Origin of the sequence: Mycolicibacterium palauense (genome assembly GCF_002592005.1) — a bacterium.
Lineage (GTDB): Bacteria > Actinomycetota > Actinomycetes > Mycobacteriales > Mycobacteriaceae > Mycobacterium > Mycobacterium palauense.
The window spans coordinates 11,912-33,252 of the sequence record NZ_NVQF01000046.1; the positions used below are offsets into that span (position 1 = coordinate 11,912).

Below are 21,341 nucleotides of genomic sequence, written 5' to 3' on the forward strand. Positions count from 1 at the left end.
GCGCGGGGAGGTGCCCCGGCCCGCACCTATTCGGGTGCGCCCTTGTGGGTGCGGGCCGGCGGTGCGGGCCGGCGGTGCGGACGTCGACCGGTTACCGGGCCGCCTTGCGGCGCGACCCCATCGCCGGTGCGGTGCCGATGACGCCGTCGGCCTCCAGCGCGGCGATCTCCCCGGCGTCCAGGCCGAGTTCGGTCAGCAGTTCGACGTTGTGTTCGCCCAGCAGCGGTGCGTGCCGACGGTGGACCGGCTCGCCCACGGCGGTGAACCGGGCCGGCATGGTCGAATGCGGGGCGGTGGGGTTGACCGGATGGGCGACGTCTTCGAAGAAGTGCCGGGCATCCAGTTGCGCCAGCTCGGTCTGACGGTGCGGCTGCATCACCCTGGCCACCGGGACACCGGCCGGCCACAGCGTTGCCACGACGTCGTCGGCCGTGCGGGGGCGGCACCACGCCGCCAGCGCCGCGTCGATCTCGTCCTGGGCCGCACGGCGGCCGGCGGCGCCGGCCAGCGCCGGGCTCATCGCCCACTCGGGCCGGCCCAGCGCCTCACGCAGCGCGTCCCACTGCTCGTCGGTGGCGACGGCGATCGCCACCCAGGTGTCGTCCCGACCGAACTCGTCGATATCGCAGGTCTGGTAGAGGTTCTGCGGGGCGGCGGCCGGGCCGTGGTTGCCGTCCCGCTGCAGCAGTGCGCCGTAGGCGGAGAACTCGATCACCTGCTCGGCGGCGATGTTGAGGGCGGCGTCGATCATCGACGCCTCGATCAGGGTGCCGCGCCCGGTGGAGCGGCGATTATCCAGCGCCAGCAGCAGCGCGCAGAAGGCGTGGATCCCCGCGTTCGGGTCGCCCACCGAGTACGGCTCGTAGGGGGTCCGGTCGGGATAGCCGGTGAGCCAGCTCAGCCCCGCGGCGTCCTCGATGATGTAGGCGAACGCCGGGTTGTCCCGCCACGGGCCGTCGAGGCCGAATCCGGGCATCCGGACCATGATCAGGTCCTCGCGCACCGCGCGCAGACTCTCGTAGTCCAGCCCGATCTGGTCGATCACCCGCGGGGTGAAGTTCTCGATCACGACGTCGCAGGTGGAGACCAACTGCCGCAACAGGTCCCGGCCGCGCTCGGACTGGAAGTCCAGCGTCAGGCTCTTCTTGTTCGTGTTCAGCCCGGAGAAGATCGGCGACTTCTCCCACCACTGGTCCTCGGTGACCGGGATACCGGCGATCAGCCGGGTACCGTCCGGGCGCACCGTGGACTCCAGATGGATCAGCTCAGCACCGAGCATGCCGAGCAGGTGCGTGCACGAGGGGCCGGCCCAGAACGTCGTCATGTCCAGCACCCGCAGGCCCTCGAACGGCAGGCGGACCGAGGCGGCCGGCCCGGGGGTGGCGGTGCTCGCGACCGCCGCGGGACGGTCGGCGTAGGTCTGCCGGTAGGCGTCGGTGTGCTCGCCCAGCCGCGGCGCCGGTTCGGGGGCACGCAGCTCGACCCCGCTGAGCCGGTAGGGGAACCCGGGTTGGGTGAACCCGTCACGCGGGTTGGTCACGAACGTCTTCCGTTCCTGGAAATGGTCCATGCCGGTGACGTTCTCGCCGTTGCCGACCGGGGAGTTCGGGATGCGGAACGCCGAGGCCAGCTCCCGCACGTCGTCGACCCGTTCGTGGCGGAGCCATTCGAAGAGCTCCTCGGCGTGCAGGTTGGCCTGCTCGGTGATCGACAGTGCGGACTCCTCGTCGATCCACTCCTGATGCCCCGACATGGCGCACAGGTCGAACCACTGCTGGGCGGTGCCGCATCCCAGTGCCACCAGCCCGTCGGCCGCCTCGGCCACGCCCGGCACGGTCGGTTTGCGCTCCGTGCGCCAGGGCCGGCCGAGCATCTCGAAGAAGGTCACCGGGTAGTAGGTCAGGCCCAGGATCTGGGCCTCCAGCATCGACATGTCCACGAGGTCACCGGTTCCGGTGGCGAGCACCCGCTCGCGGGCGGCCAGCGTCAGAGCCGCGGCGTAGACGCCGGCGACCCAGTCGCCGACCTGGCCGCCGACATGCGCCGGCGCCCGGCCCTGTTCGCCGCGCCCGATCCCCAGCGCTCCGCCCGACCATGCCTGCAGGGTGAACTCGGTCGCGGCCCGGCCGGTCCACGGCCCGCCGAGACCGAACGGTGTCAGCGACGTCACCAACAGCTGGGGGTGGCGATCCCGGATCGTGTGCGGAGCAAGGCTTTCCAGTGAGGTCAGGGCACCGCCCGGGGTCCACAGCACGGCGTCGGCCGCGGCCAGCAGACGTTCGAGCAGATCGAGGTCCTCGGCGTCGGCCGGATCGACGACCACGCTGTCCTTCGAGGAGGCCAGGTAGCTGAACAACGCGCCCCCGGCGACCGGGTCGACCCGCGCGCCCGAGGCCGACCAGGAGCGCAGCGGGTCGCCGCCGGGCGGCTCCACCTTGATCACCCGCGCACCGCCGTCGGCGAGCAGTTTGGTGCAGTACCCGCCGGCGATGCCCGACGAGAGATCGACCACCGTGTAGCCGGAAAGTGGTGCCACGGTCAGTCTTTCTCGTTGCGGTTGGACTTGCTGAGCCGGAACTCGGGCGGGAAGCGCATGTCGTTGTCGTTGACGGCGTCGGAGAGCCCGCTGTCGATCGCCTCGAACATGTCCATGTCGTCCTCGGCGTCATTGGCCACGCCGTTGCCCATGGACTCGAAGAACGCGCTGAGCAGGCTGCCCATGTACTCGCCCTGGTGCTGCTTGAACACCTCGAAGAACATCTTCTGCTGGAATACGGTGTCCACCGGCCTGTTGCGGGCACAGGCCATGGCGTACTTGGCGACCTCGGACTCGAGCTCCTCGCGGGGCACCACCTTGTTCAGGAAGTTGCAGTCGTACATCTCCGCCGCGGTGAACGGCCGACCGGTGAAGACCATCTCCTGGAACTTGCGCAGGCCCATCATCTGCACCCACGTCCACATCCGGGGTCCCCAGCCGTGGTACCGGAAGGACGGGTGCCCGAACAGGGCGTCCTCGCTGGAGATCACCAGGTCGGCGTCGGCGCACTGATAGAAGTGCCAGCCGTAGCAGTAGCCCTTGGCTTCGACGATGCTGATCTTCTTGAAGTCCTGCAGCGCCCGGTTGCCCGCCTGGGAGTTGGCGTACCACGCGGAGATGGTGGCCCCGTTGCGGAAGGTGCCCTTGGGCGGATACGTCACCGCACCGACGCCGTCGTCCTCGAGGCGCAGCTCCGCCAACCGCACCGACGGATCGTCGTTGCCTTCCATGAATTCCGGCAGATCTGCTCCGCTGCCCAGGTTGCTCCCCACACCGCGGATGATCACCACCTTCACGTCGTTGTCGGCGTTGGCGGCGCGCAGGATGTCTGCATAGCGCAGCCGCGCCAACGAGGTCGGGGCGTTAAGGAACTCCGGCCGGTTGAAGGTGATGGTGGCGATCTTGGTCTTCGGGTCCTTCTCGTAGAGGATGATGTCCTCCGGGGAGGGCCGCTCCGCCATCGATCAGCTCCTTTGCTCGCTCGAATCCGGTCAGAGGGCGGCGGCGACGCCGCTGGCCGACGGGGTGCGGGTCAGCACCTCCGGACCGTCGGCACCCACCACCACCGCGTCGCGGGTGAACACCGCGCCCACACCGCTCTGCCAGACGTATCCGGTCAACGCCAGCACCATCCCTTCCACCAGGATGTCCTGCTCGGCGGTCGTCCGCAGGTTCGGCGACACGACGGGCGGATCGAAGCCGAGGCCCAGGCCATGGGCCACCGGCATCGCCGGCAGCGGCTCACCCGCGGCCTGGTAGGCGTCGAGCAGAGCACTGGTCGGCTTGCCCGGGCGGCAGGCCTCGAGCAGCCTGTCCCACAGGTCATCCCGTCGACGGTACAGCGCCCGCACGGCGTCGGTGGGATCTCCGACGTAGGAGGTGCGTGCCACCTCCCCGACGTAGCCGTCGGCGAGTACACCGGCCGACAGGGCCACCAGATCGCCCTCGCGAATCCGCCCGTCGCCCTCGGCCCGTCGCCACGGGTGTTCCTTCGAGGTCACCCAGGCGGCGTCCTGGGTCGCCGGCGTGCTCACCCCGCCGGCCGCCTCGGCTTCGAGGAGGGCACCGGCGAGCGTCTTCTCGGTGACCCCCGCGGCCAGTTGGGCCTGCGCGGTCGCCAGGCCACCCTCGGCGACGCGCAGCGCCCGCCGTAGGGCCTCGATCTCCTCGGGGGTCTTGACCCGCCGCGCGGCGCGCATCGCCTGTTCGCCGTCGACGAGTTCGGCCTGCGGGAACGCCATGGGCAGCAGCTTCGCGAACGTCGGTGTCAGCGCGTCGGTTCCGACCCGGCGGGCGGTGGCGGCGCCCTCGATGTTCTGCAGCACCCCGATGAGAGTCATCGGATTCCACGCCAGTCCGTAGAGATTCTCGTGCGGGATCTCCTCGGGCATGCCCTCGTCCCAGGTGCTGTTGAGATGGATCGCGCCGGTGGACCGGACGAACGTACAGATCGGGCCGAACGGGCGGGTGCCCACCACCCACAGCTGCGGCGCACCCGAGATGTACCGCACGTTCGCCTGCCTGCCGAGCACCAGCACGTCGAGGTCATAGGCGTCCATCTGGGCCAGCGCCCGTTCCCGGCGGCTGAAACGCAGTGCCCGGCTGTCGGCCTCGATGTCAATTCCCACGGGTTACCTCATAGGGGTCGTACGGATAGTCGGTCAGCGGCATCCAACCGTCGTCGGTGACCACCACGATCTCCTCGCCGCGGTAGCCACCGGTGCCGTCCTCCCACACCACCGGCTCGAACACCAGCAGCATGCCCGCCGGGAACACGAAGTTGTCGTCCCATTCCTGCCCGAGATCCGTCCCGATCATCGGCATCTCGGCGGCGCTGGTACCGATGCCGTGGCCGAGGTAGAAGTGCGGCAACCAGGGCTTCTGTCCGTCGGCGGCCGCGATCGCCGCGCGTCCGAGGTCGCCGCAGGTGGCGCCGGCGCGGGTCACCGAGAGCACCCCGTCCACGATCCGGCTCCACTTGTCGAACTGCTGCTGCTGACGCGGATCCGGGTCCTGCCCGACGATCCAGGTGCGCCCGTGGTCGGAGCAGTAGCCGTGGTAGGCGATGGACACGTCGGTCCACAGCACGTCGCCCTGCTGCAGCTCGCGCTCGGTGGTCAGCAGCGGCAGGGCGAGATCACCGGTGGTGGTCCAGGTTCCCTCGGCCCGGGACGAGGGCATGACCTGCCAGATCGAGTCGAACATGTTGGTCGTGGCGCCGAGCTCGAAGGCACGGCGGACGAATTCGGCGGACAGGTCGATCTGTCGCACACCCGGCGCCAGCGACTTCTGGATGTCGACGATGGCCTGTTCGGTGATCTGGCAGGCCCGGCGGACACAGGCGATCTGGTCGACGGTCTTGACCAGCTTCGCCGCGCCCACCACCGGGGCGGCATCGACCGGCGCGCCGGCGGGGAACAACGCGGTGCCGGCCCGGCGCATGGCGCCGGTCAACTCGTCGACGGCGACCGTCGCGCCGGCGGGCACGAACCCGGCCAGGATCTTCGCGAAGTCCGCGACACCCTCGTCGAATTCGAGATAGACCGGACCGTGCAGGTGGTCGTCGCGTATCCCCGATTCCATCGCCGCGCCCTCACGGAACGGCAGGAACAGATGCGGATGCTCGTCGTCGGCCAGCAGGATCGCCACCGGCCGCTCCACGTGGGACAGCCCCGCATCGGCCAGCGGCCAGCTGATGCCCGTCGCGTACACGACGTTGCCGTTGCCCAGCAGCACCAGCGCATCCACACCCTGATCGGCCATTGCGGCGTGCAGCCGAGCGCTGGTCTCGCGGCGCATCCGGGCCAGGTCGGGCTCGGCGGGAATGTCGAGCCACGTCAGGCCGGTGCGGGCGATCTGGGTGACGCCGGAATGGGTGGTGGTCGCCCCCGAGGTCATTCGGTGAGTCCCAGGAAATTCTTGACGTTCGTGCTGACGATCTTGACCGCGTTCTCCGGGCCCACCGCATCGACGACGGTGGCCAGCGACTTCTCCGAGTAGCCGTAGGTGCTCTCGTTGTGCGGGTAGTCGCTGGACCACATGACGTTGTCGACCCCGATCTCGTCGATCAGTCGCAGGCCCAGCGGGTCCACCATGAACGAGGCGCTCATGTGGTGGTCCCAGTAGTGCCGGACGTCGTGCTGGAGTTCGTGGTTGAACATGTGCCGGTAGGAGGCCAGCATGTGCTCGGCGTCCTGCAGGGCGGTGGGCACCCAGGCGATTCCGCCCTCGAACCAGCCGACCTTCAGCTTGGGGTGGCGGTCGAGGATGCCGGAGAAGACGTACTTGGCGAACTGTTCGCGGAACGAGTCGACGTTGACCATCATGCCGACGACGACGCTGTTGTTCTGGCAGGGCGTCTTGGGCGGGGTCTCGCCGATGTGGTGGCTGACCGGCAGCCCGGCCTCCTCGATCTCGTCCCACACCGCGTCCATGTCGGTGCTGCCGTAGTCGTAGATGTTGCCCTCGTCGTCCTTGCCCGGATTCAGCGGGAGCAGGAACGTCTTGAGGCCCAGGGACTTCAGCTCCGCCAGCGTGCTCCGGGTGCCCTTGGGATCCCACCAGTTGATCAGGCCGACGCCGTAGAAGTGCCCGTTGGACCGCTCCTGCAGCTCGGCGATGTGCTCGTTGTAGATCCGGAACACGCGCTCACGCATCGCCTTGTCCGGGTAGTGGAACAGTGCGAGCACGGCGTTCGGGAAGGCCAGCTCCTTGTCGATGCCGTCCTCTTTGAGCTGGGTGATGCGGGCCTCGATGTTGTTGGTGGCCGCGCCGGCGAGGTCGTCGTACTGCATCAGCACACGGCCGAAGTCGCCGCCGGTCCAGGCCTTGCCCTTCATGCCGACCATGTAGGCGCCGTCCTCGTACCAGATGCGCGGCGCCGCGCCCTTGAGTTCCTCGGGGAAGCGCTCGTAGAAGATGTCGTCGGCCACCGAGATGTGATTGTCGGCGGAGAACACCTCCGTCCCCACGGGCAGGCCGATCGCGCCCGTCGCGTGGCCGTGACGATTCTTCGGCGCTCCGAATCCGCCGGGCGGGTACAACGTGGCTGCGCTGGACTGAATGGACATCGTTGACCTTCCGTGACTCCCAGTCTGGGATCTCTGTCTGGCTGTGGGCTGTGTAGTGGTCCTGTGTAGTGGTCCTGAGTGGTCGTTCTGAGTGGTTGTGTGTCGACTTTCGTGTCAATCCGGGAGGGATCCGGATTCGTCGGTTCGTTGCACGACGCCGCCGGACGGGGCTGATCTCACCGCCGCACCGGTACCCAGAGCGCACCGTAAGCGTCGTGCTCGCTCATGGGTAATGACGTTACCACCAAGTGTGCTCGCGGAACAGCAACCGTCCCGAGAGAAACCACCCGACCACGACGGTTTCCTGCGGAAATACTGTTCTCTTTTTCAGAGAATACGTTCTCCGTCGGATTTGCCAGGATCACCCCGCCCCGGCCCGTTCGATATCCGCACAGGCCATCGGGCGAACGGGCCTGGAGTCGGTGAGAGAACTATGGTATCTCTGAAGAGAACAGCGTTCTCCACGAAGAACACCGAGAGGTTATGAGGTTCCGATGACGAAGACGTCGCAGGTCTCCGCTCCGGACGCCGACACACTGGGCCGGTGGCTGGACGAAAACCAGGCGCCCGGGCACGGTGAGCGGCCCGAGCTGGAACTGCTCACCGGCGGTTCGCAGAACACCCTGTACCGGGTGCGGCGCGGCGGGCACAGCATGGTGCTGCGCACTCCCGGGGCCGCCGCCGACGACAGCCGAACCGACGGGCTGCTCCGCGAGATCCGGCTCGTTCGGGCGCTCAAGGGCACCGACGTTCCGCACGCCGAGCTCATCGCCGCCGACGACACCGGCTCCGTGCTGGGCAGGCCCTTCTACGTGATGGCCGAGATCGACGGCTGGAGCCCGATGCACGGCGGGTGGCAGCCCCCGTTCGACACCGACCTGGCCGCCCGCCGCGAGCTGGCGTTCGCCCTCATCGACGGCGCCGCCCGGCTCGGCCGGGTGGACTGGCGCGCGCAGGGCCTGGAAGGCTTCGGGCGTCCCGACGGCTTCCATGAGCGCCAGGTCGACCGGTGGCTGACGTTCCTGTCGGCCTACCAGGTTCGCGATCTGCCGGGTCTCGACGTCGCCGCGGAATGGCTGCGCGGGCACCGGCCGACCCGGTGGACACCCGGAATCATGCACGGCGACTACCAGTTCGCCAACGTGATGTACGCCCACGGCGCGCCCGCCCGGCTGGCCGCGATCGTGGACTGGGAGATGACCACCATCGGCGATCCCCTGCTCGACGTCGGATGGGCGCTGCTGGGCTACGACGGCGAAAATCCCCGCAGCGAGGGTTTCTATCTCGACATGGCCGGCATGCCCACCCGCAGCGAGCTTCTGGCGCACTACGAGCGGGTCAGCGGCCGCTCCACCGCGGAGATCGGCTACTACCTGGTGCTGGCCAACTGGAAGCTGGGAATCATGCTGGAGAAGACCTATGCCGCCTCACTGGCCCCGGACAGCAAGGTCGACCCCCGCGTCGCCGAGGCCATGGGCCCGATGGTGCTGCAGCTGATGGCCACCGCGGCCGACCTCGCCCGCGACAACGGGGGGCTCTGACATGGGCTACCCACACGAGCTGTTCGATCTGACCGGCCGGGTCGCGCTGATCACGGGGGGCAGCCGCGGGTTGGGCCGGGAGATGGCGCTGGCGGCGGCCCGGTGCGGGGCCGACGTGGTGATCGCCAGCCGCAAGTACGACGCGTGCGAGGCCACCGCGCGCGAGATCGAGGCCGAGACCGGCCGGGCCGCCCTGCCCTATGCGGTGCACGTCGGCCGCTGGGATCAGCTCGACGGCCTGGTCGCGGCGGCCTATGAGCGGTTCGGGAAGGTCGACATCCTGGTGAACAACGCCGGGATGTCACCGGTCTACGAGAAGCAGACCGACGTCACCGAGAAGATGTTCGATGCCGTGGTCAACCTCAACCTCAAGGGCCCGTTCCGGCTCTCGGCGCTGGTCGGCGAGCGGATGGTCGCCGACGGGGGCGGCGTGATCATCAACGTCAGCACCCACGGGTCGCTGCGTCCGCATCCGACGTTCATCCCCTATGCGGCCTCCAAGGCCGGGCTCAACGCCATGACCGAAGGGCTCGCACACGCCTTCGGCCCCGCGGTGCGGGTCAACACGCTGATGCCCGGGCCGTTCCTGACCGATATCAGCCGCGCCTGGAGTTTCGAGGGCGCCGGGAATCCGTTCGGCCACTTCGCCCTGCAGCGCGCGGGAAACCCCGACGAGATCGTCGGGGCCGCACTGTTTCTGATGTCGGACGCCTCCAGCTACACCACCGGCTCGATCCTGCGGGCCGACGGCGGCATCCCGTGACGGTTCCCCCGACGATGCCGGCCCGAGAACACGACAGCACCGAGCACACCCGCCGATAGGAGCGACACATGGCATGGGATTTCTCCACCGAACCGGAGTTCGAACAGAAGCTGGCCTGGATCCGTGACTTCGTCCGTGACGAGGTCGAGCCGCTGGAGGTGTTGTTCCCCGGCTGTGAATTCCTGCCACTGGACGACGAGCGGCGCGCGATCGTCGACCCACTCAAGCAGCAGGTCCGCGACCGCGGCCTGTGGGCGCCCCACCTGGGGCCCGAGCTGGGCGGCCAGGGGTTCGGGGCGGTGAAGCTCACCCTGATCAACGAGATCCTCGGCCGCAGCAGCTGGGCACCGATCGTCTTCGGCACCCAGGCCCCCGACACCGGCAACGCCGAGATCCTGGCGCGCTTCGGCACGGTCGATCAGAAGGAGCGCTATCTGGCCGGGCTGCTCTCCGGCGAGATCTTCTCGTGCTTCTCGATGACCGAGCCGCAGGGCGGGTCCGACCCGCGGGTGTTCACCACCCGCGCGGTTCGCGACGGCGCCGACTGGGTGCTCAACGGCCGCAAGTACTTCTCCTCCAACGCCTCGGTGGCGTCGTTCTTCATCGTCGTCGCCATCACCGACCCCGAGGTACCCGTCCACAAGGGCGCGTCGACGTTCCTGATCCCCGCCGGCACCCCGGGCCTGCGCATCGAGGCCACCCACCACCTTGTCGGCGCGCAGCCGCACGACCCGGGGCATTCCCTGGTGCGCTACGAGGATCTGCGGATACCGGATTCCGCCATGCTCGGCGAGCCCGGACAGGGCTTCCTGGTGGCACAGTCACGGCTGGCGGGTGGGCGCATCCACCACGCCATGCGCTCCATCGGGGTGGCCCAGCGCGCCGTCGACATGATGGCGCGCCGCGCCAAGAGCCGCTTCACCCAGGGCAGCCCGCTGGCCGACAAGCAGTTGGTCCAGGCGTTCATCGCCGACTCCTACACCGAACTGCTGCAGTTCCGGCTGACCGTGCTGCACACCGCCTGGCTGATCGACACCGCCGGAGAACACGCCGCACGCGCCGAGATCGGCGCATGCAAGATCCTGGCGTCCCAGGTGCTCAAGTCGATCGGTCTGCGGGCGATCCAGGTGCACGGCGCGATGGGCCTGACCGAGCAGATGCCGCTGACCAACGTACTGCTGGGCGGGGTGGCCCTCGGTCTGGCCGACGGCCCCACCGAGGCGCACAAGGTCAACCTGGCGCGGCTGCTGCTCAAGGACTACCAGCCCGAGGATCCGGAGTGGCCCAGCGAGTTCCTGGACAACCGGATCGCCGCCGCCAGAAAGAAATACGGCGACCGGATCGAGCGGATCCCCTGCGTGCCGGTGTCCCCGTGAACGCCACCGCGAGCACCTCTCCGGACATCCCGGCGGACAGCCCGGCGGACAGCACCGTGAGCACCGCCGGCACCCGCGCGGCGCGCGCGGTCGACCGGGCTCTGGTCGAGCGCCACCGCGAGGCCACCGACGACGTGGAGCGCATCCTGGCCGCCGCCGTCGACGTGATGCAACGCAACGCACCGGAGCCGCCGACCGTCAGCGAGATCGTCGCCGCGGCCGGCTCGTCGAAGAAGGCGTTCTACCGGTATTTCACCGGCAAGGACGAACTGCTGCTGGCGGTCATGGAGCGCGGTGTCGGCATGGTCGTCTCCTACCTGGAGCATCAGATGGCCAAGACGGCCGAGCCGCGGGAGAAGGTGACCCGCTGGATCGAGGGCGTACTGGCCCAGGTCGCCGATCCGCACCTGATCAGCATGAGCCGGGCGGTCGCCGAGCAGATGACCGCCCCGACCGCCGGCGACGCCATCGCCGACATCATGGCCCCGATGCGCGCCCTGCTGACCGAACCCGTCGCCGCGCTGGGAAGCGGCGATCCGCGGCGCGACGCCGACGCGGTGTTCGACCTCACCGTCGCCAGGATGCGCCGCTACGTCGGAACCACCACCGGGCCGCGGCCGGGCGACATCGCCCACCTGGTGCAGTTCTGCCTGCAGGGGCTGGGACTGCCGGCACAGGACCCGACAGAACAGGAGGACCCGCTGCCGTGAAAGCGATGATGTGCCAGAAGTACGGACCCCCGGAAAGCCTGCGGCTCACCGAGGTCGACGATCCGCTGCCCGGCCCGGGCGAGGCGGTGGTGCGGGTGCGCGCCGCCGCGGTCAACTACCCCGACGTGCTGTTCATGTCGGGGGGCTACCAGGTGAAGGTCCCGCCCCCGTTCGCGCCGGGCAGTGAGTTCGCCGGCGAGGTGCTCGCCGTCGGCGACGGCGTGGACTTCCGTCCGGGAGAGCACGTGTCGGGCTCGGTGATGGTCGGCGCCTTCGCCGAACAGGTCTGCACACAGGCGAAGACGCTGACCCGCCTGCCCGCCGGCGTCGACTTCGCCGACGCGGCGGCGTTCGGGGTCACCTATCGCACCGCCTTCTACACGTTGCACACCGTGGCGCCGGTGCACCACGACGACTGGGTGGTGGTCCTCGGCGCGGCCGGCGGAGTGGGGCTGGCGGCCGTCGACCTGACGGTGGCGCTGGGCGGACGCGTCATCGCCGCCGCATCGGATTCCGAGAAGCTGAACGTGTGCCGCGGGCGCGGGGCCCACGCGGTCGTCGACTACGACCGGGAGAATCTGCGCGAGCGGATCAGGGAGATCACCGACGGTGCCGGGGCCCAGGTGGTGGTCGATCCGGTCGGCGGCCCCTACTCCGAACCCGCCCTGCGCGGGCTGGGCCGGGGCGGGGTGTTCGTCACCCTGGGCTACGCGTCGGGCACCATCCCGGCGATCCCGCTGAACCTGGTGCTGCTCAAGGGCATCACCGTGCGCGGCATGGAGATCAGAACGTTCGCCGCCGACCATCCCGACGCCGCCCGCCGCGACGACGCCGAGCTGGAGCGGATGTTCACCACTGGGGCCGTGCGGCCCTATATCGGCGCCCGGTTCCCGCTCGACCGCGCCGCCGAGGCGCTGCGTCGGGTCGCCGATCGCAAGGCGATCGGCAAGGTCGTCATCGACGTCGGCTGAGCGTGCTCACCACTGGACGGGCAGGCTGTAGACGCCGTAGGCCAGGGTGTCGTTCTTGAAGGGAACCTCCTCGAACGGGATCGCCAGGCGCATCGTGGGGATGCGGCGCAGCAGCGTCGGGAAGACGATCTGCATCTCGGCGCGGGCCAGCTGCTGGCCCACGCACTGGTGCCGGCCGTAGCCGAAACCGATTTCCTGCCCGGCGTTCTCGCGGGTCAGGTCCAGCTGCTCCGGGTGCGGGAACTCCGCGGGGTCCCAGTTCGCGGGAACGAGGTCGATGATGATGCCCTCGCCGGCCTTGATGGTCTCGCCGGCGATCTCGATGTCCTCCAGGGCCACCCGGCGCTGACCGTTCTGGATGATGCTCAGATAGCGCATCAACTCCTCGACGGCGTTGGCGATCAGCTTCGGGTCCTCGGTGTTGCGCAGCAGGTCGGCCTGCTCGGGATTCTCCAGCAGCGCCAGCACGCCGATCCCGATCATGTTGGCCGTGGTCTCGTGGCCGGCGATCAGCAGACCGGTGCCCAGCTGGGCGGCCTCCTTGACGTCGATCTCGCCCGCGGTGACACGTTCGGCGAGGTCGGAAACCGCGTCCTCCTCGGGCTTCTCCATCTTCTTCTGGACCAGGTCGATCAGGTACTTGTTCAGGCCCATCGCGCCCTTGGCGTGGTCCTCGGCCGTCGCGTAGCGGGCCAGACCCACGTTGGCGTGGTGCTGGAAGAACTCGTGATCCTCATACGGCACACCCAGCATCTCGCTGATCACCTTGGTGGGCACCGGAAGCGCGAGTTCGGTGATGATGTCGGCGGGCTGCGGGCCGGCGAGGATGGCGTCGATGCACTCGTCGGTCACCTCCTGGATCGCCGCACGCAGGCCCTCCACCCGCTTGAAGGTGAACGGCCGCGAGAGCATCCGGCGGTAGCGGGTGTGCTCCTCGGCGTCGGAGGTGAACACCGAACGGGGCCGCTTGTTCACGGTGGACAGCATGGCCTCGTTCCAGTGCGGGAACCCGGGCTTGCGATCGTCGACGCTGACGCGCGAATCGGCGAACAGCGCACGCGCGGCCTCGTAGCCGGTGATCAACCAGGGGGTGCTGCCGTCCCAGATGCGCACCCGCGACAGCGGTGCGCGCGCAGCCAGATCCATCACCTCGGGCGCCGGGGCGAAGGGGCACTGCGCCGAGCGCGGCACGGGGTATTCGGGGATCTCGGTGGCGGTGTCGCTCACGGTGTCGGTCATGACGCTCCTTGACGTGTGGTGGGGCTGGCGTTCACGGTCTGGGGACGGTGCCCCAGTCCTCGACTTACTCCTCGATGGAGATGGCCATCGCGGGGCAGGCCGCGGCCGCCTCGCGGACGGCCTCGGCACGGTCGGCCGGCGGGCTGTCGTCGAGCAGGACCACGCTGCCGTCGTCCTCGTCCTGGTCGAAGACGTCGGGCGCGTGCGCCACGCAGTTACCGGCGGAGACGCACTTGGCTTGGTCTACGGTGACTTTCACGGGGATTCCTTCCGCGTGACGGGGGCGAGCATGAGGCCGGTGATGGCGTCCACCAGGGCATCGGCGGTGTCGTCGAATCCGGGACGCACGGTGGGGTCGCGGTCGGCCAGGGCCCGCTCCTGCTCGGCGAACATGTGCACGATCAGATGCCGCGCCATCGCGTTGCGCTCGACGCGCACGCCGGCGGGCATATCGGGCAGGCAGCGATTGAGACCCTGGATGATCTGCAGCACCGACGACGACGCCAGCGATTCCTCGGAGGCGATGTCACGGTGGGCCGGGTCGGGCATCAGCTGGGCGGAGAACCGGGCATACCAGGTGGTCTCCCCCTCGTCCCCGGCGAGATCGGTCAGGTGCACGGCGAAGGACCGCACCAGGGGTTCCACCCAGTCGCGGACGTCGGCCGAATCGCCGACGCCGTCGACCATCTGCTGGCACACCCGCTCGACCTGCTCGTTGTGCTTGCGCACGATGGCGCGGATCAGGTCGGCCTTGGTGCCGAAGTGGTACCCCACCGCGGCGTTGTTGCCCTGCCCGGCCGCCTCGCTGACCTGGCGGTTGGACACCGCGAAGACACCCTGCTCGGCGAACAGGCGCTCGGCGGCCACCAGGATCGCCTCCCGGGTGCCGGTCGCCCGGTCGGACCGGGACTCGGACCGGGACTCGGACCGGGACTCGGACCGGGACTCGGACCGGGACTCGGACCGGGACTCGGACCGGGACACAGACCGGGACTTGGAGGCGGGCGGAGTCACCACCCCAGTCAACCAAGAACCGCCTGTTAAGTCAATCGACTGATTTAGAGCGGTCCGGTACGGGGTCAGATGACGCGGCCGCCGTTGACCCCGATGATCTGACCGGTCACATAGCCCGCCTCGTCCGAGCACAGGTAGCTGGCGGCCGCGGCGATGTCCTCGACCTTCCCCAGCCGCCGCACCGGCAACCGCGCGGCCAGCTCGTCGAGATCACCGAGATTCCCGTTGTCCGCCGACTCCTGCATCATCGGCGTGACGATCGAGCCGGGCGGAATCGTGTTGACGGTGATGCCGCTGGGCCCGAACTCCTGGGCCAGGGACTTGGTCATCGCGACCATCCCGCCCTTGGACGCCGAGTAGTGGACCATGTAGGGCGAACCGGTCTGCGCGCTGGACGAGGAGATCATGAGGATGCGGCCCCAGCCCGCGTCGACCATGTCCGGGATCACCGCCTGGGTGCAGTAGAACGTCCCGGTCAGGTTGACCGCGAAGATCTTCTCCCACATCTCGTCGGTGATGTCCATGAAGCGTTTGAATCCGCTGATGCCGGCGTTGTTGACCAACACCAGGATCGGGCCGAGCTCGTCACGGACCCGCTGCATGGCGGCATCGACGCTGGCCCGGTCGGAGACGTCGACATCGCCGACGGCGATCGCCCGAAGACCCTGGGCGACAATCTCATCCGCAACACGCTTGGCGTTCTCGGCGTCGATGTCCACAACCGCCACCGCGTAGCCGTCACTGGCCAGGCGGCGTGCGATGGCCTCGCCCATGCCCTTGCCCGCACCGGTCACGACCGCGGCGCGCTGCTGGGTGGATGTCATCTACTCGATTCCTTTCCGGTGGTCGCTCGATGCGGGAGCGGTGGTGACTGTCGCGGGCCGGCGGCCGGAGCGGCCGGCACGGCCGTTGCATCCCCAACACTAGCGACTTCTGCGGAAAAAAGAAACAACACTGTTTACTTATCGGCGGCGGGGTCCGGCGCGGCCACCCCGTGCAGGAACAACCGCACCGCCCGGCGCAGGTGGTGTTCCTCCCGGGCCGCCGAGCGGTGGATGCCGAAGTCGGCCAACCGCGAGGGCACCCCCTCCACGAGCGCCAGGAAGTGTTCGGCGGCCAGTTCCACGTCCTCGTCGGCCAGCCCGGCCGCCAGATTGCCCTTGGCGCGGTGACGGCGGAGCAGTTCGGTGAGCACGCGCTGGCGGGCGGCCCACATCATCGAGTCGGCCGTCACGGCGAACTCGGGGAACTGCTCGGCCTCGTTCATCGCGATGCGCTTGAGCGCCACGTTCTCCGGCCGGGTGGCGCGCCGGATCGCCATCCGCCCGAACGCGACGAGGTCGGCCTCCAGATCGTCGCTCTCCACGACCCCGGCCGCGTCGTCGTCCTCGAGGCGGGCCAGCGCCCACGGAATCACGTCGACGAACACGGCCCGCTTGTCGGGATAGCGCGCGTACAACGACTTCCGGGTGATGCCGGCGGTGCGGGCGATCGCGTCCATGCTGGCCCCCGCGTAGCCCGATTCCACGAACGTGGCGACCGCGGCCTCCCTTACCGCGCGGTCGAGCTGTTCGGCCTCCGCCTGCGTCGGGCGGCCCCGTCGGGTCGATGCCACCCCGGGAAGTCTACTGAGAGCCCGCCTTCCCGGGCCGGTCCGCCTTCGAGCTGACCAGGACCTTGCCCGCGACGGTGCCCCCGTCGATGGGCAGGATCGTGCCCGTGACATAGCGGGACCGGTCGCCGGCGAAGTACAGCGCCGCCTCGGCGACGTCCTCGACGGTGCCCTCCCGTTTGAGCGGGCGGTCGCGACGCATCTGGGCCCGGATCTTCTCCTCGAACTCCTCGATGCGCTGCCGGTCCTCGGCCGAGGCCGACTTGGACACGATCGCCGTCCGGATGTTGCCGGGCGCGATCGCATTGACCCGGATGTCGTGAATGGCCAGTTCGATCGCCGCCGATTTGGTGAACTGGATGACCGCGGCCTTGGAGGCCCGGTAGGTCTGCACACCGCCGCCGGCCTGGATGCCACCGATCGAGGTGATGTTGAGGATCGAGCCTCCGCCGTGCTCGGCCATGTAGCGCCCCGCGTCCCGGGTGCCGGCCATCACCCCCAGCAGGTTCACGCCCAGCACGTGGTGAAAGTCGGCCAGGTCGTCCTCGAGGAAACGCCGGTGCATGGTGCCCGACACCCCCGCGTTATTGACCATGATGTCCAGACCGCCGTAGCCGTCGATCGCCGCATCGACCAGGCGGGAGACCTGCGCGAGGTCGGCGACATCGGTGGCCAGGAACCGGGATTCGCCGCCCAGCGGCGCACCCTCGGCGAGATCGCCGACCACCACCCGCGCGCCCTCGGCCAGGAAACGCTCGGCGATGCCCCGGCCCAGACCCGACGCACCGCCGGTGACCACCGCCACCTTCCCCATCAGCTCTGAACTCATGATGCGCGGGCACCATCCTTTCGATCGGATTCCGGGTCGGCATCCGGGTTGACATCCGGATTGACATCCGGGTTGACATCCGGATTGACACCGCCGTGTTCGGAGAAGAACGACAACAACAGCTCGTTGACGGCCGCAGCCTGTTCGATCTGCGGGCAATGGCCCGCGCCGTCGACCACCGCCGAGCGCGCGCCCGCGATCTGCGACGCGATCCCGGCCGCCCAGCCGGCGGGCAGCAGCTTGTCCCCACCACCCTCGATCATCAAGGTGGGCACCGAGATCCGCTCGTAGGCACGCCGTGACGACGCCGCCGCGGGCGGTTCGGAGCCGGGCCGGCGGAACCGGGCCGCGGCGATGGCCTCCCAGGCCCCCGGCACCGTCGCCGACTCCTGGCGGCGGCGCACGTACTGCTCGTCGTCGGGATAGCAGGCGTCGAAGAACAGCGCCCGCACGATGCGCCGCATCGCCTCGAACGTGGCGTCATAGTCGTAGAGCGCGCGCATGTGCTCGTTGCTCTGGATCTCGCCGCCGCCGCAGATCGCCACCATGGTCCGCACCGGCAGCACCGGTCCCGTCGAGGTGGTGTCGACGAGCAGGTTGATGGCCCCCATCGAGTTGCCCACGAAGTGCGCCGACGAGACCCCCACCGCCGCGCAGAACGCCGCGACATGGCGGATCCGCATCCCACGGCCGTCGACGAAGTCGATGACCTTGGCCGAGGAACCGTAGCCCAGCATGTCGGGGGCCAGCACCCGGTAGTGCTGCGAGAGCGCACCGATGGTGCGTTCCCAGCCGAGCTCGGCGCTGGCCCCGAACTCCCCACCGTGCAGGAGCACCACCGCGTCGCGGTCGCGCTCCCCGGCCTCCAGGTAGCCGGTCGTCAGACCGTCGACCACGATGGTCTTGCGTTCGAATTCCACAGCTTCGGTTTCCTGTTCAGTCCGGTATCAATGCGCCGACGGGGGTCGTCGTGGTGGCGTGCACCAGCAGCTCGGCCAGCTCACCCGGGCGGCTCAGAAACGGCGAGTGCGACGTGTCGATGCTCAGCTGCTCCACCCCCAGGCGCTGGGCGACGGTGTCGGCCAGCCACCGCGGCATGGACCTGTCCTGCTCGCAGACGATGAAGCTGCGCGGCAGGTCGGCCGCCCAGAAGGCGGGCACCGACACCGGTGTCACGGTGGTGTCACCGAAGCGTTCGGGTCCCAGGCGCTCGAAGGCCCAACGCGCGGTCGCCTCGTCGCAGTCGTGGTAGAAGTACTTCCACGCCCCGTCGAAGTCGGCGAAGGTCATCGCGCCGTCGTCGTCGAATCGCAGGTAGGCCAGCATCTCTCCGGTGTCGGCGTCGAACCGGCCCTCCTCGCTGTTGCGCATCGCCATCGCCTCGGGGTAGGTGCGGCCCTCCCGGGGCAGCGCCGCGGCCAGATACACGATGTGGCCCACCAGTCCCGGCGCCGCGTCGGCGGCCAGGGTCGCATCGAACCCGCCCCCGGAATGCCCGACCAGCACATCGCCGGGGCGCAGCACCTCGACGATCGCCTGACGGCGGTTCTGCAGTGTCGATTCCTCGTCGAGCCTGGCACCGTGGCCGGGCAGGTCGACGGCGACCGCGTCGTGGCCCCGGCGCCGCAGCTCCTCGACGGTGCGGTCCCAGCACCACGCGGCGTGGAAACCGCCGTGGACGAGGACGAATCTCACGCCCGCGAGCTCCCGCTGGACCTCGCGAAGGTCAGCAGCTGGTTGGCCAGCAGCTCCAGCTGGTTGCGCACCGTCTCGTCGGTCAGCGCACCGGTCGAGTCCCACACCGGGTCGGCGGAGTTGATCGCCACACCCAGCGGCGTCGGCCAGGCGCGCAACGCGTGCCCGATGCCGCGCAGCTGGCCCAGCGTGCCCACCGCCGCCTGCCACCCGTAGGCGCAGGTGATGACTCCCCACGGTGTGTTGTCGAGGTAGACCCGCGGATCCTCGCGCAGGTCCTCGATGTAGTCCAGGGCGTTCTTGACCAGCCCGGAGACGGCACCGTGGTAGCCGGGTGAGGCCACCACCACCGCGTCGGCCTCGCGCAGCGCGGCGACCAGCTCGGCGGCCTTGGGGGTGCGTTCCAGTTCGTGCGGGGCGTACATCGGCAGGTCCAGGTCCGGGCCGGCGTACAGCCGGGTCCGGCCGCCCTGACGCTCGACGGCCTCCAGGCAGAAGCGCAGCGCCCGTTCGGTCGACGAGCCGGCCCGCAGCGTGCCGCCGAGGCCGACGATCAGCGGGGTCCTCCCGGGCGAGGTGGCGCCGGCGTCGCGTGAAGTCATGGTTGTCATCGAATTCCTATTTGATCGCAATCGGATTGACCGGGGCGCCGACGGCGCCGACCACCCGCAACGGTGGTGCGATGAGCTGAAACTCATAGACCCCGTCGGCCGCGCAGTCGGCCGACAGCGCACCCAGGTCCCAGTATTCGCCGAGCATCAGCCCCATGTCCCGCAGGCACAGCATATGCATCGGCAGGAAGGTGCCCTCCACCCCCGAGGCGGGGTCGGGGTCCTCCACCATCAGGTTGTCGGCGGCGACCGCGGCCACCTCGTGCTCGTGCAACCAGCCCGCGCACCGCCAGTCCAGGCCGGAACCGGGCTCGGCGCCGTCACCGGAAATGCCGAAGCGGGTCCACCACCCGGTGTGCACCACCACGATGTCGCCACGGCGCACCTCGACGCCCTGGGCGGCGGCCACCGCGTCGAGCTCCTCGGGGGTCACCGGGTTGCCGGGTTCCAGGAACACCTCGGCGCCGCGGTGACGCACCACGTCGAGCAGCACCCCACGGGAGGTGATGCCCTTGCCGTCGACCTTGTCGATGCCACAGTGGTAGGCGCCGAAGCTGGTCACCGACCCCGCCGGGAAACCGTTGTAGAGCTTGTCCTCGTAGTAGACGTGGCTCAGGGCATCCCATTGGGAGGCGGCCTGCAGCGGCATGACGATCATGTCGTCGTTGAACCGGAAGGGGTTGTCGGCGAAGAAGGCGCTGACATCGTGGGCCACCGCGTTGCGCAGCCACTCGGGGCCGTACTGCACCAGGGTGTCCGCATCGCCACCGTCGACGGTCATCACGTGCACCGGGTTGTTGCGGAACTTGAACGCGCCCTGCGGGCCCGAGGACCCGAAGTCGACCCCGAGGGGGAAGACCTTGCCGTGGCGTGCCAGCGTCGCCGCCCCGGCCACGATGTCGGCGGTGATGAAGTTGAGCGTGCCCAGCTCGTCGTCGGCGCCCCAGCGTCCCCAGTTGCGAACCTGGTCGGCCAGCGCCCGGAAGTCTTTCATGCTGCCGGCCATGCTCAGCTCCTCTGCGTCGCGTCGACCGTCTCGGCACCCGCCGGCCCCGGGGCGTCCCCGGAGTCCAGCGCGTCGGACAACCGCTGGGCGACGGTACCACCGTCGACCCAAATTACCTGACCAGTAAGGTAACTGGCCGCCCGGCTGCCCAGGAACACCAGTATGGCGGCCTGTTCGTCGGCGTCGCACACCCGTCCCAGCGGGGTGGAGAACGAATCCAGGTACTGCTGGCCGTAGGCCGAGCGGAGCTGGTCGAGGATCGGTGTCTCGGTGACCCCCGGTGCGGTGCAGTTGATCCGGATCCCGCGGGCGCCCAGCCGGCTGACATTGCGCACGCCGTAGAGGATCAGCGCCTCCTTGGACAGTCGGTAGCCCCCGTCGGCCAGGGCCTCGGGGTGCTCGTCGCACCAGCGCAGCCCCTCGGCGACCGAACCGGTGTCGACGAGTCCCACGGTGGTCGCGGCGTTGTCCCGGTAGCCCGCGGCCGCCAGCGACGAGACGCTGGTGATGGTCGAGCCCGCCGGCATCCGGTCCAGCAGCGCCTCGGTGAGCTGCCGGGTGCCCAGGAAGTTGATCCTGACCACCAGCAGCGGGTTGCCGATCCCCGACGACACCCCGGCCACGTTGAACAGCGCGTCGACCGGTCCGGCCACGGAGTCGGCGGCGGCCGCCACCGACTCCGGATCGGCCAGGTCGACCGCGACGAAGTCCGGCACCGGATCGGCCGGCGCGTGCACGTCCAGACCCGTGACCCGCGCGCCGAGGGCGGCCAGCCGGCCGGCCACCTGCCGGCCGATCCCCGACGCGCAGCCGGTGACCACGACGTGCTTGCCGTCGTAGCGCACCAGCTCCTCGAGTGCAGCCACC

General features: G+C 69.4%; 21 protein-coding genes. 5 read left to right on the forward strand and 16 right to left on the reverse strand.

Annotation, left to right across the window (positions count from 1 at the left end; all coding sequences use genetic code 11):
- Nucleotides 1–91 precede the first annotated feature (91 nt).
- From CSR00_RS17945 to CSR00_RS17965, 5 genes are read right to left on the reverse strand one after another with little or no spacing between them, the layout of a single operon-like run.
- The gene (locus CSR00_RS17945; protein ID WP_176562131.1) at nucleotides 92–2,542 is read right to left on the reverse strand and encodes a CaiB/BaiF CoA-transferase family protein; all 2,451 of its coding nucleotides are present in this window, start codon (nucleotides 2,540–2,542) and stop codon (nucleotides 92–94) included.
- Nucleotides 2,539–3,498, reverse strand: a complete 960-nt coding sequence (locus tag CSR00_RS17950) for an enoyl-CoA hydratase/isomerase family protein (RefSeq protein WP_099023782.1) — start codon at nucleotides 3,496–3,498, stop codon at nucleotides 2,539–2,541. Before CSR00_RS17950 ends, CSR00_RS17945 begins: the two co-directional genes overlap by 4 nt.
- Before the next feature lie 30 nt (nucleotides 3,499–3,528).
- Entirely contained in the window at nucleotides 3,529–4,665 is a 1,137-nt protein-coding gene (locus CSR00_RS17955) for a M24 family metallopeptidase (RefSeq protein WP_099023783.1), read from the reverse strand.
- Nucleotides 4,655–5,935: a M24 family metallopeptidase gene (locus tag CSR00_RS17960; RefSeq protein ID WP_099023784.1), complete on the reverse strand. Its 1,281-nt coding sequence runs from the start codon at nucleotides 5,933–5,935 to the stop codon at nucleotides 4,655–4,657. Before CSR00_RS17960 ends, CSR00_RS17955 begins: the two co-directional genes overlap by 11 nt.
- The gene (locus CSR00_RS17965) at nucleotides 5,932–7,107 is read right to left on the reverse strand and encodes an amidohydrolase family protein (RefSeq protein ID WP_099023785.1); all 1,176 of its coding nucleotides are present in this window, start codon (nucleotides 7,105–7,107) and stop codon (nucleotides 5,932–5,934) included. Before CSR00_RS17965 ends, CSR00_RS17960 begins: the two co-directional genes overlap by 4 nt.
- A 494-nt stretch (nucleotides 7,108–7,601) precedes the next feature.
- Between CSR00_RS17965 and CSR00_RS17970 the strand changes: the two genes are divergently transcribed.
- From CSR00_RS17970 to CSR00_RS17990, 5 genes are all read left to right on the forward strand, one after another.
- On the forward strand, nucleotides 7,602–8,648 hold the full coding sequence (locus CSR00_RS17970; protein WP_099023786.1) for a phosphotransferase family protein: 1,047 nt from the start codon (nucleotides 7,602–7,604) through the stop codon (nucleotides 8,646–8,648).
- Nucleotide 8,649: 1 nt separating this feature from the next.
- Nucleotides 8,650–9,411, forward strand: a complete 762-nt coding sequence (locus tag CSR00_RS17975; protein ID WP_099023787.1) for an SDR family NAD(P)-dependent oxidoreductase — start codon at nucleotides 8,650–8,652, stop codon at nucleotides 9,409–9,411.
- A 68-nt stretch (nucleotides 9,412–9,479) separates the two neighbouring features.
- Entirely contained in the window at nucleotides 9,480–10,787 is a 1,308-nt protein-coding gene (locus CSR00_RS17980; RefSeq protein WP_099023788.1) for an acyl-CoA dehydrogenase family protein, read from the forward strand.
- A gap of 56 nt (nucleotides 10,788–10,843) precedes the next feature.
- Entirely contained in the window at nucleotides 10,844–11,497 is a 654-nt protein-coding gene (locus CSR00_RS17985) for a TetR/AcrR family transcriptional regulator (protein WP_099023811.1), read from the forward strand.
- A gap of 5 nt (nucleotides 11,498–11,502) precedes the next feature.
- Nucleotides 11,503–12,468, forward strand: coding sequence for an NADPH:quinone oxidoreductase family protein (locus CSR00_RS17990; RefSeq protein ID WP_407662469.1), 966 nt, complete (start codon nucleotides 11,503–11,505; stop codon nucleotides 12,466–12,468).
- A gap of 6 nt (nucleotides 12,469–12,474) precedes the next feature.
- Here CSR00_RS17990 and CSR00_RS17995 read toward each other — a convergent pair whose 3' ends face one another.
- The 11 genes from CSR00_RS17995 to CSR00_RS18045 all read right to left on the reverse strand — a co-directional run bounded on the left by CSR00_RS17995 (nucleotide 12,475) and on the right by CSR00_RS18045 (nucleotide 21,340).
- A complete protein-coding gene (locus CSR00_RS17995) occupies nucleotides 12,475–13,707 on the reverse strand; it encodes a cytochrome P450 (protein WP_099023790.1) in 1,233 nt (410 codons plus the stop codon).
- Between the two features lie 64 nt (nucleotides 13,708–13,771).
- Nucleotides 13,772–13,966 carry a ferredoxin gene (locus CSR00_RS18000; protein ID WP_099023791.1) on the reverse strand — a complete coding sequence of 65 codons (195 nt, stop codon included), beginning with the start codon at nucleotides 13,964–13,966 and terminating at the stop codon, nucleotides 13,772–13,774.
- The gene (locus tag CSR00_RS18005) at nucleotides 13,963–14,574 is read right to left on the reverse strand and encodes a TetR family transcriptional regulator (RefSeq protein WP_328514728.1); all 612 of its coding nucleotides are present in this window, start codon (nucleotides 14,572–14,574) and stop codon (nucleotides 13,963–13,965) included. The genes CSR00_RS18000 and CSR00_RS18005 overlap by 4 nt, the downstream gene beginning before the upstream one ends.
- A 212-nt stretch (nucleotides 14,575–14,786) precedes the next feature.
- On the reverse strand, nucleotides 14,787–15,545 hold the full coding sequence (locus CSR00_RS18010) for an SDR family NAD(P)-dependent oxidoreductase (protein ID WP_099023793.1): 759 nt from the start codon (nucleotides 15,543–15,545) through the stop codon (nucleotides 14,787–14,789).
- A gap of 134 nt (nucleotides 15,546–15,679) precedes the next feature.
- Complete coding sequence (locus CSR00_RS18015; RefSeq protein WP_245906207.1) at nucleotides 15,680–16,336, reverse strand: TetR/AcrR family transcriptional regulator; 657 nt, start codon at nucleotides 16,334–16,336, stop codon at nucleotides 15,680–15,682.
- A gap of 10 nt (nucleotides 16,337–16,346) precedes the next feature.
- A complete protein-coding gene (locus tag CSR00_RS18020; protein WP_099023795.1) occupies nucleotides 16,347–17,162 on the reverse strand; it encodes an SDR family NAD(P)-dependent oxidoreductase in 816 nt (271 codons plus the stop codon).
- Nucleotides 17,159–18,082: an alpha/beta fold hydrolase gene (locus CSR00_RS18025; RefSeq protein WP_099023796.1), complete on the reverse strand. Its 924-nt coding sequence runs from the start codon at nucleotides 18,080–18,082 to the stop codon at nucleotides 17,159–17,161. Before CSR00_RS18025 ends, CSR00_RS18020 begins: the two co-directional genes overlap by 4 nt.
- A gap of 16 nt (nucleotides 18,083–18,098) precedes the next feature.
- Complete coding sequence (locus tag CSR00_RS18030; RefSeq protein ID WP_099023797.1) at nucleotides 18,099–18,857, reverse strand: alpha/beta fold hydrolase; 759 nt, start codon at nucleotides 18,855–18,857, stop codon at nucleotides 18,099–18,101.
- Nucleotides 18,854–19,459 carry an NADPH-dependent FMN reductase gene (locus CSR00_RS18035; protein ID WP_099023798.1) on the reverse strand — a complete coding sequence of 202 codons (606 nt, stop codon included), beginning with the start codon at nucleotides 19,457–19,459 and terminating at the stop codon, nucleotides 18,854–18,856. The genes CSR00_RS18030 and CSR00_RS18035 overlap by 4 nt, the downstream gene beginning before the upstream one ends.
- 16 nt (nucleotides 19,460–19,475) lie before the next feature.
- Nucleotides 19,476–20,474: a cyclase family protein gene (locus CSR00_RS18040; protein ID WP_176562130.1), complete on the reverse strand. Its 999-nt coding sequence runs from the start codon at nucleotides 20,472–20,474 to the stop codon at nucleotides 19,476–19,478.
- A 2-nt stretch (nucleotides 20,475–20,476) separates the two neighbouring features.
- The gene (locus CSR00_RS18045; protein ID WP_099023799.1) at nucleotides 20,477–21,340 is read right to left on the reverse strand and encodes a coniferyl-alcohol dehydrogenase; all 864 of its coding nucleotides are present in this window, start codon (nucleotides 21,338–21,340) and stop codon (nucleotides 20,477–20,479) included.
- Nucleotide 21,341: the final 1 nt, after the last annotated feature.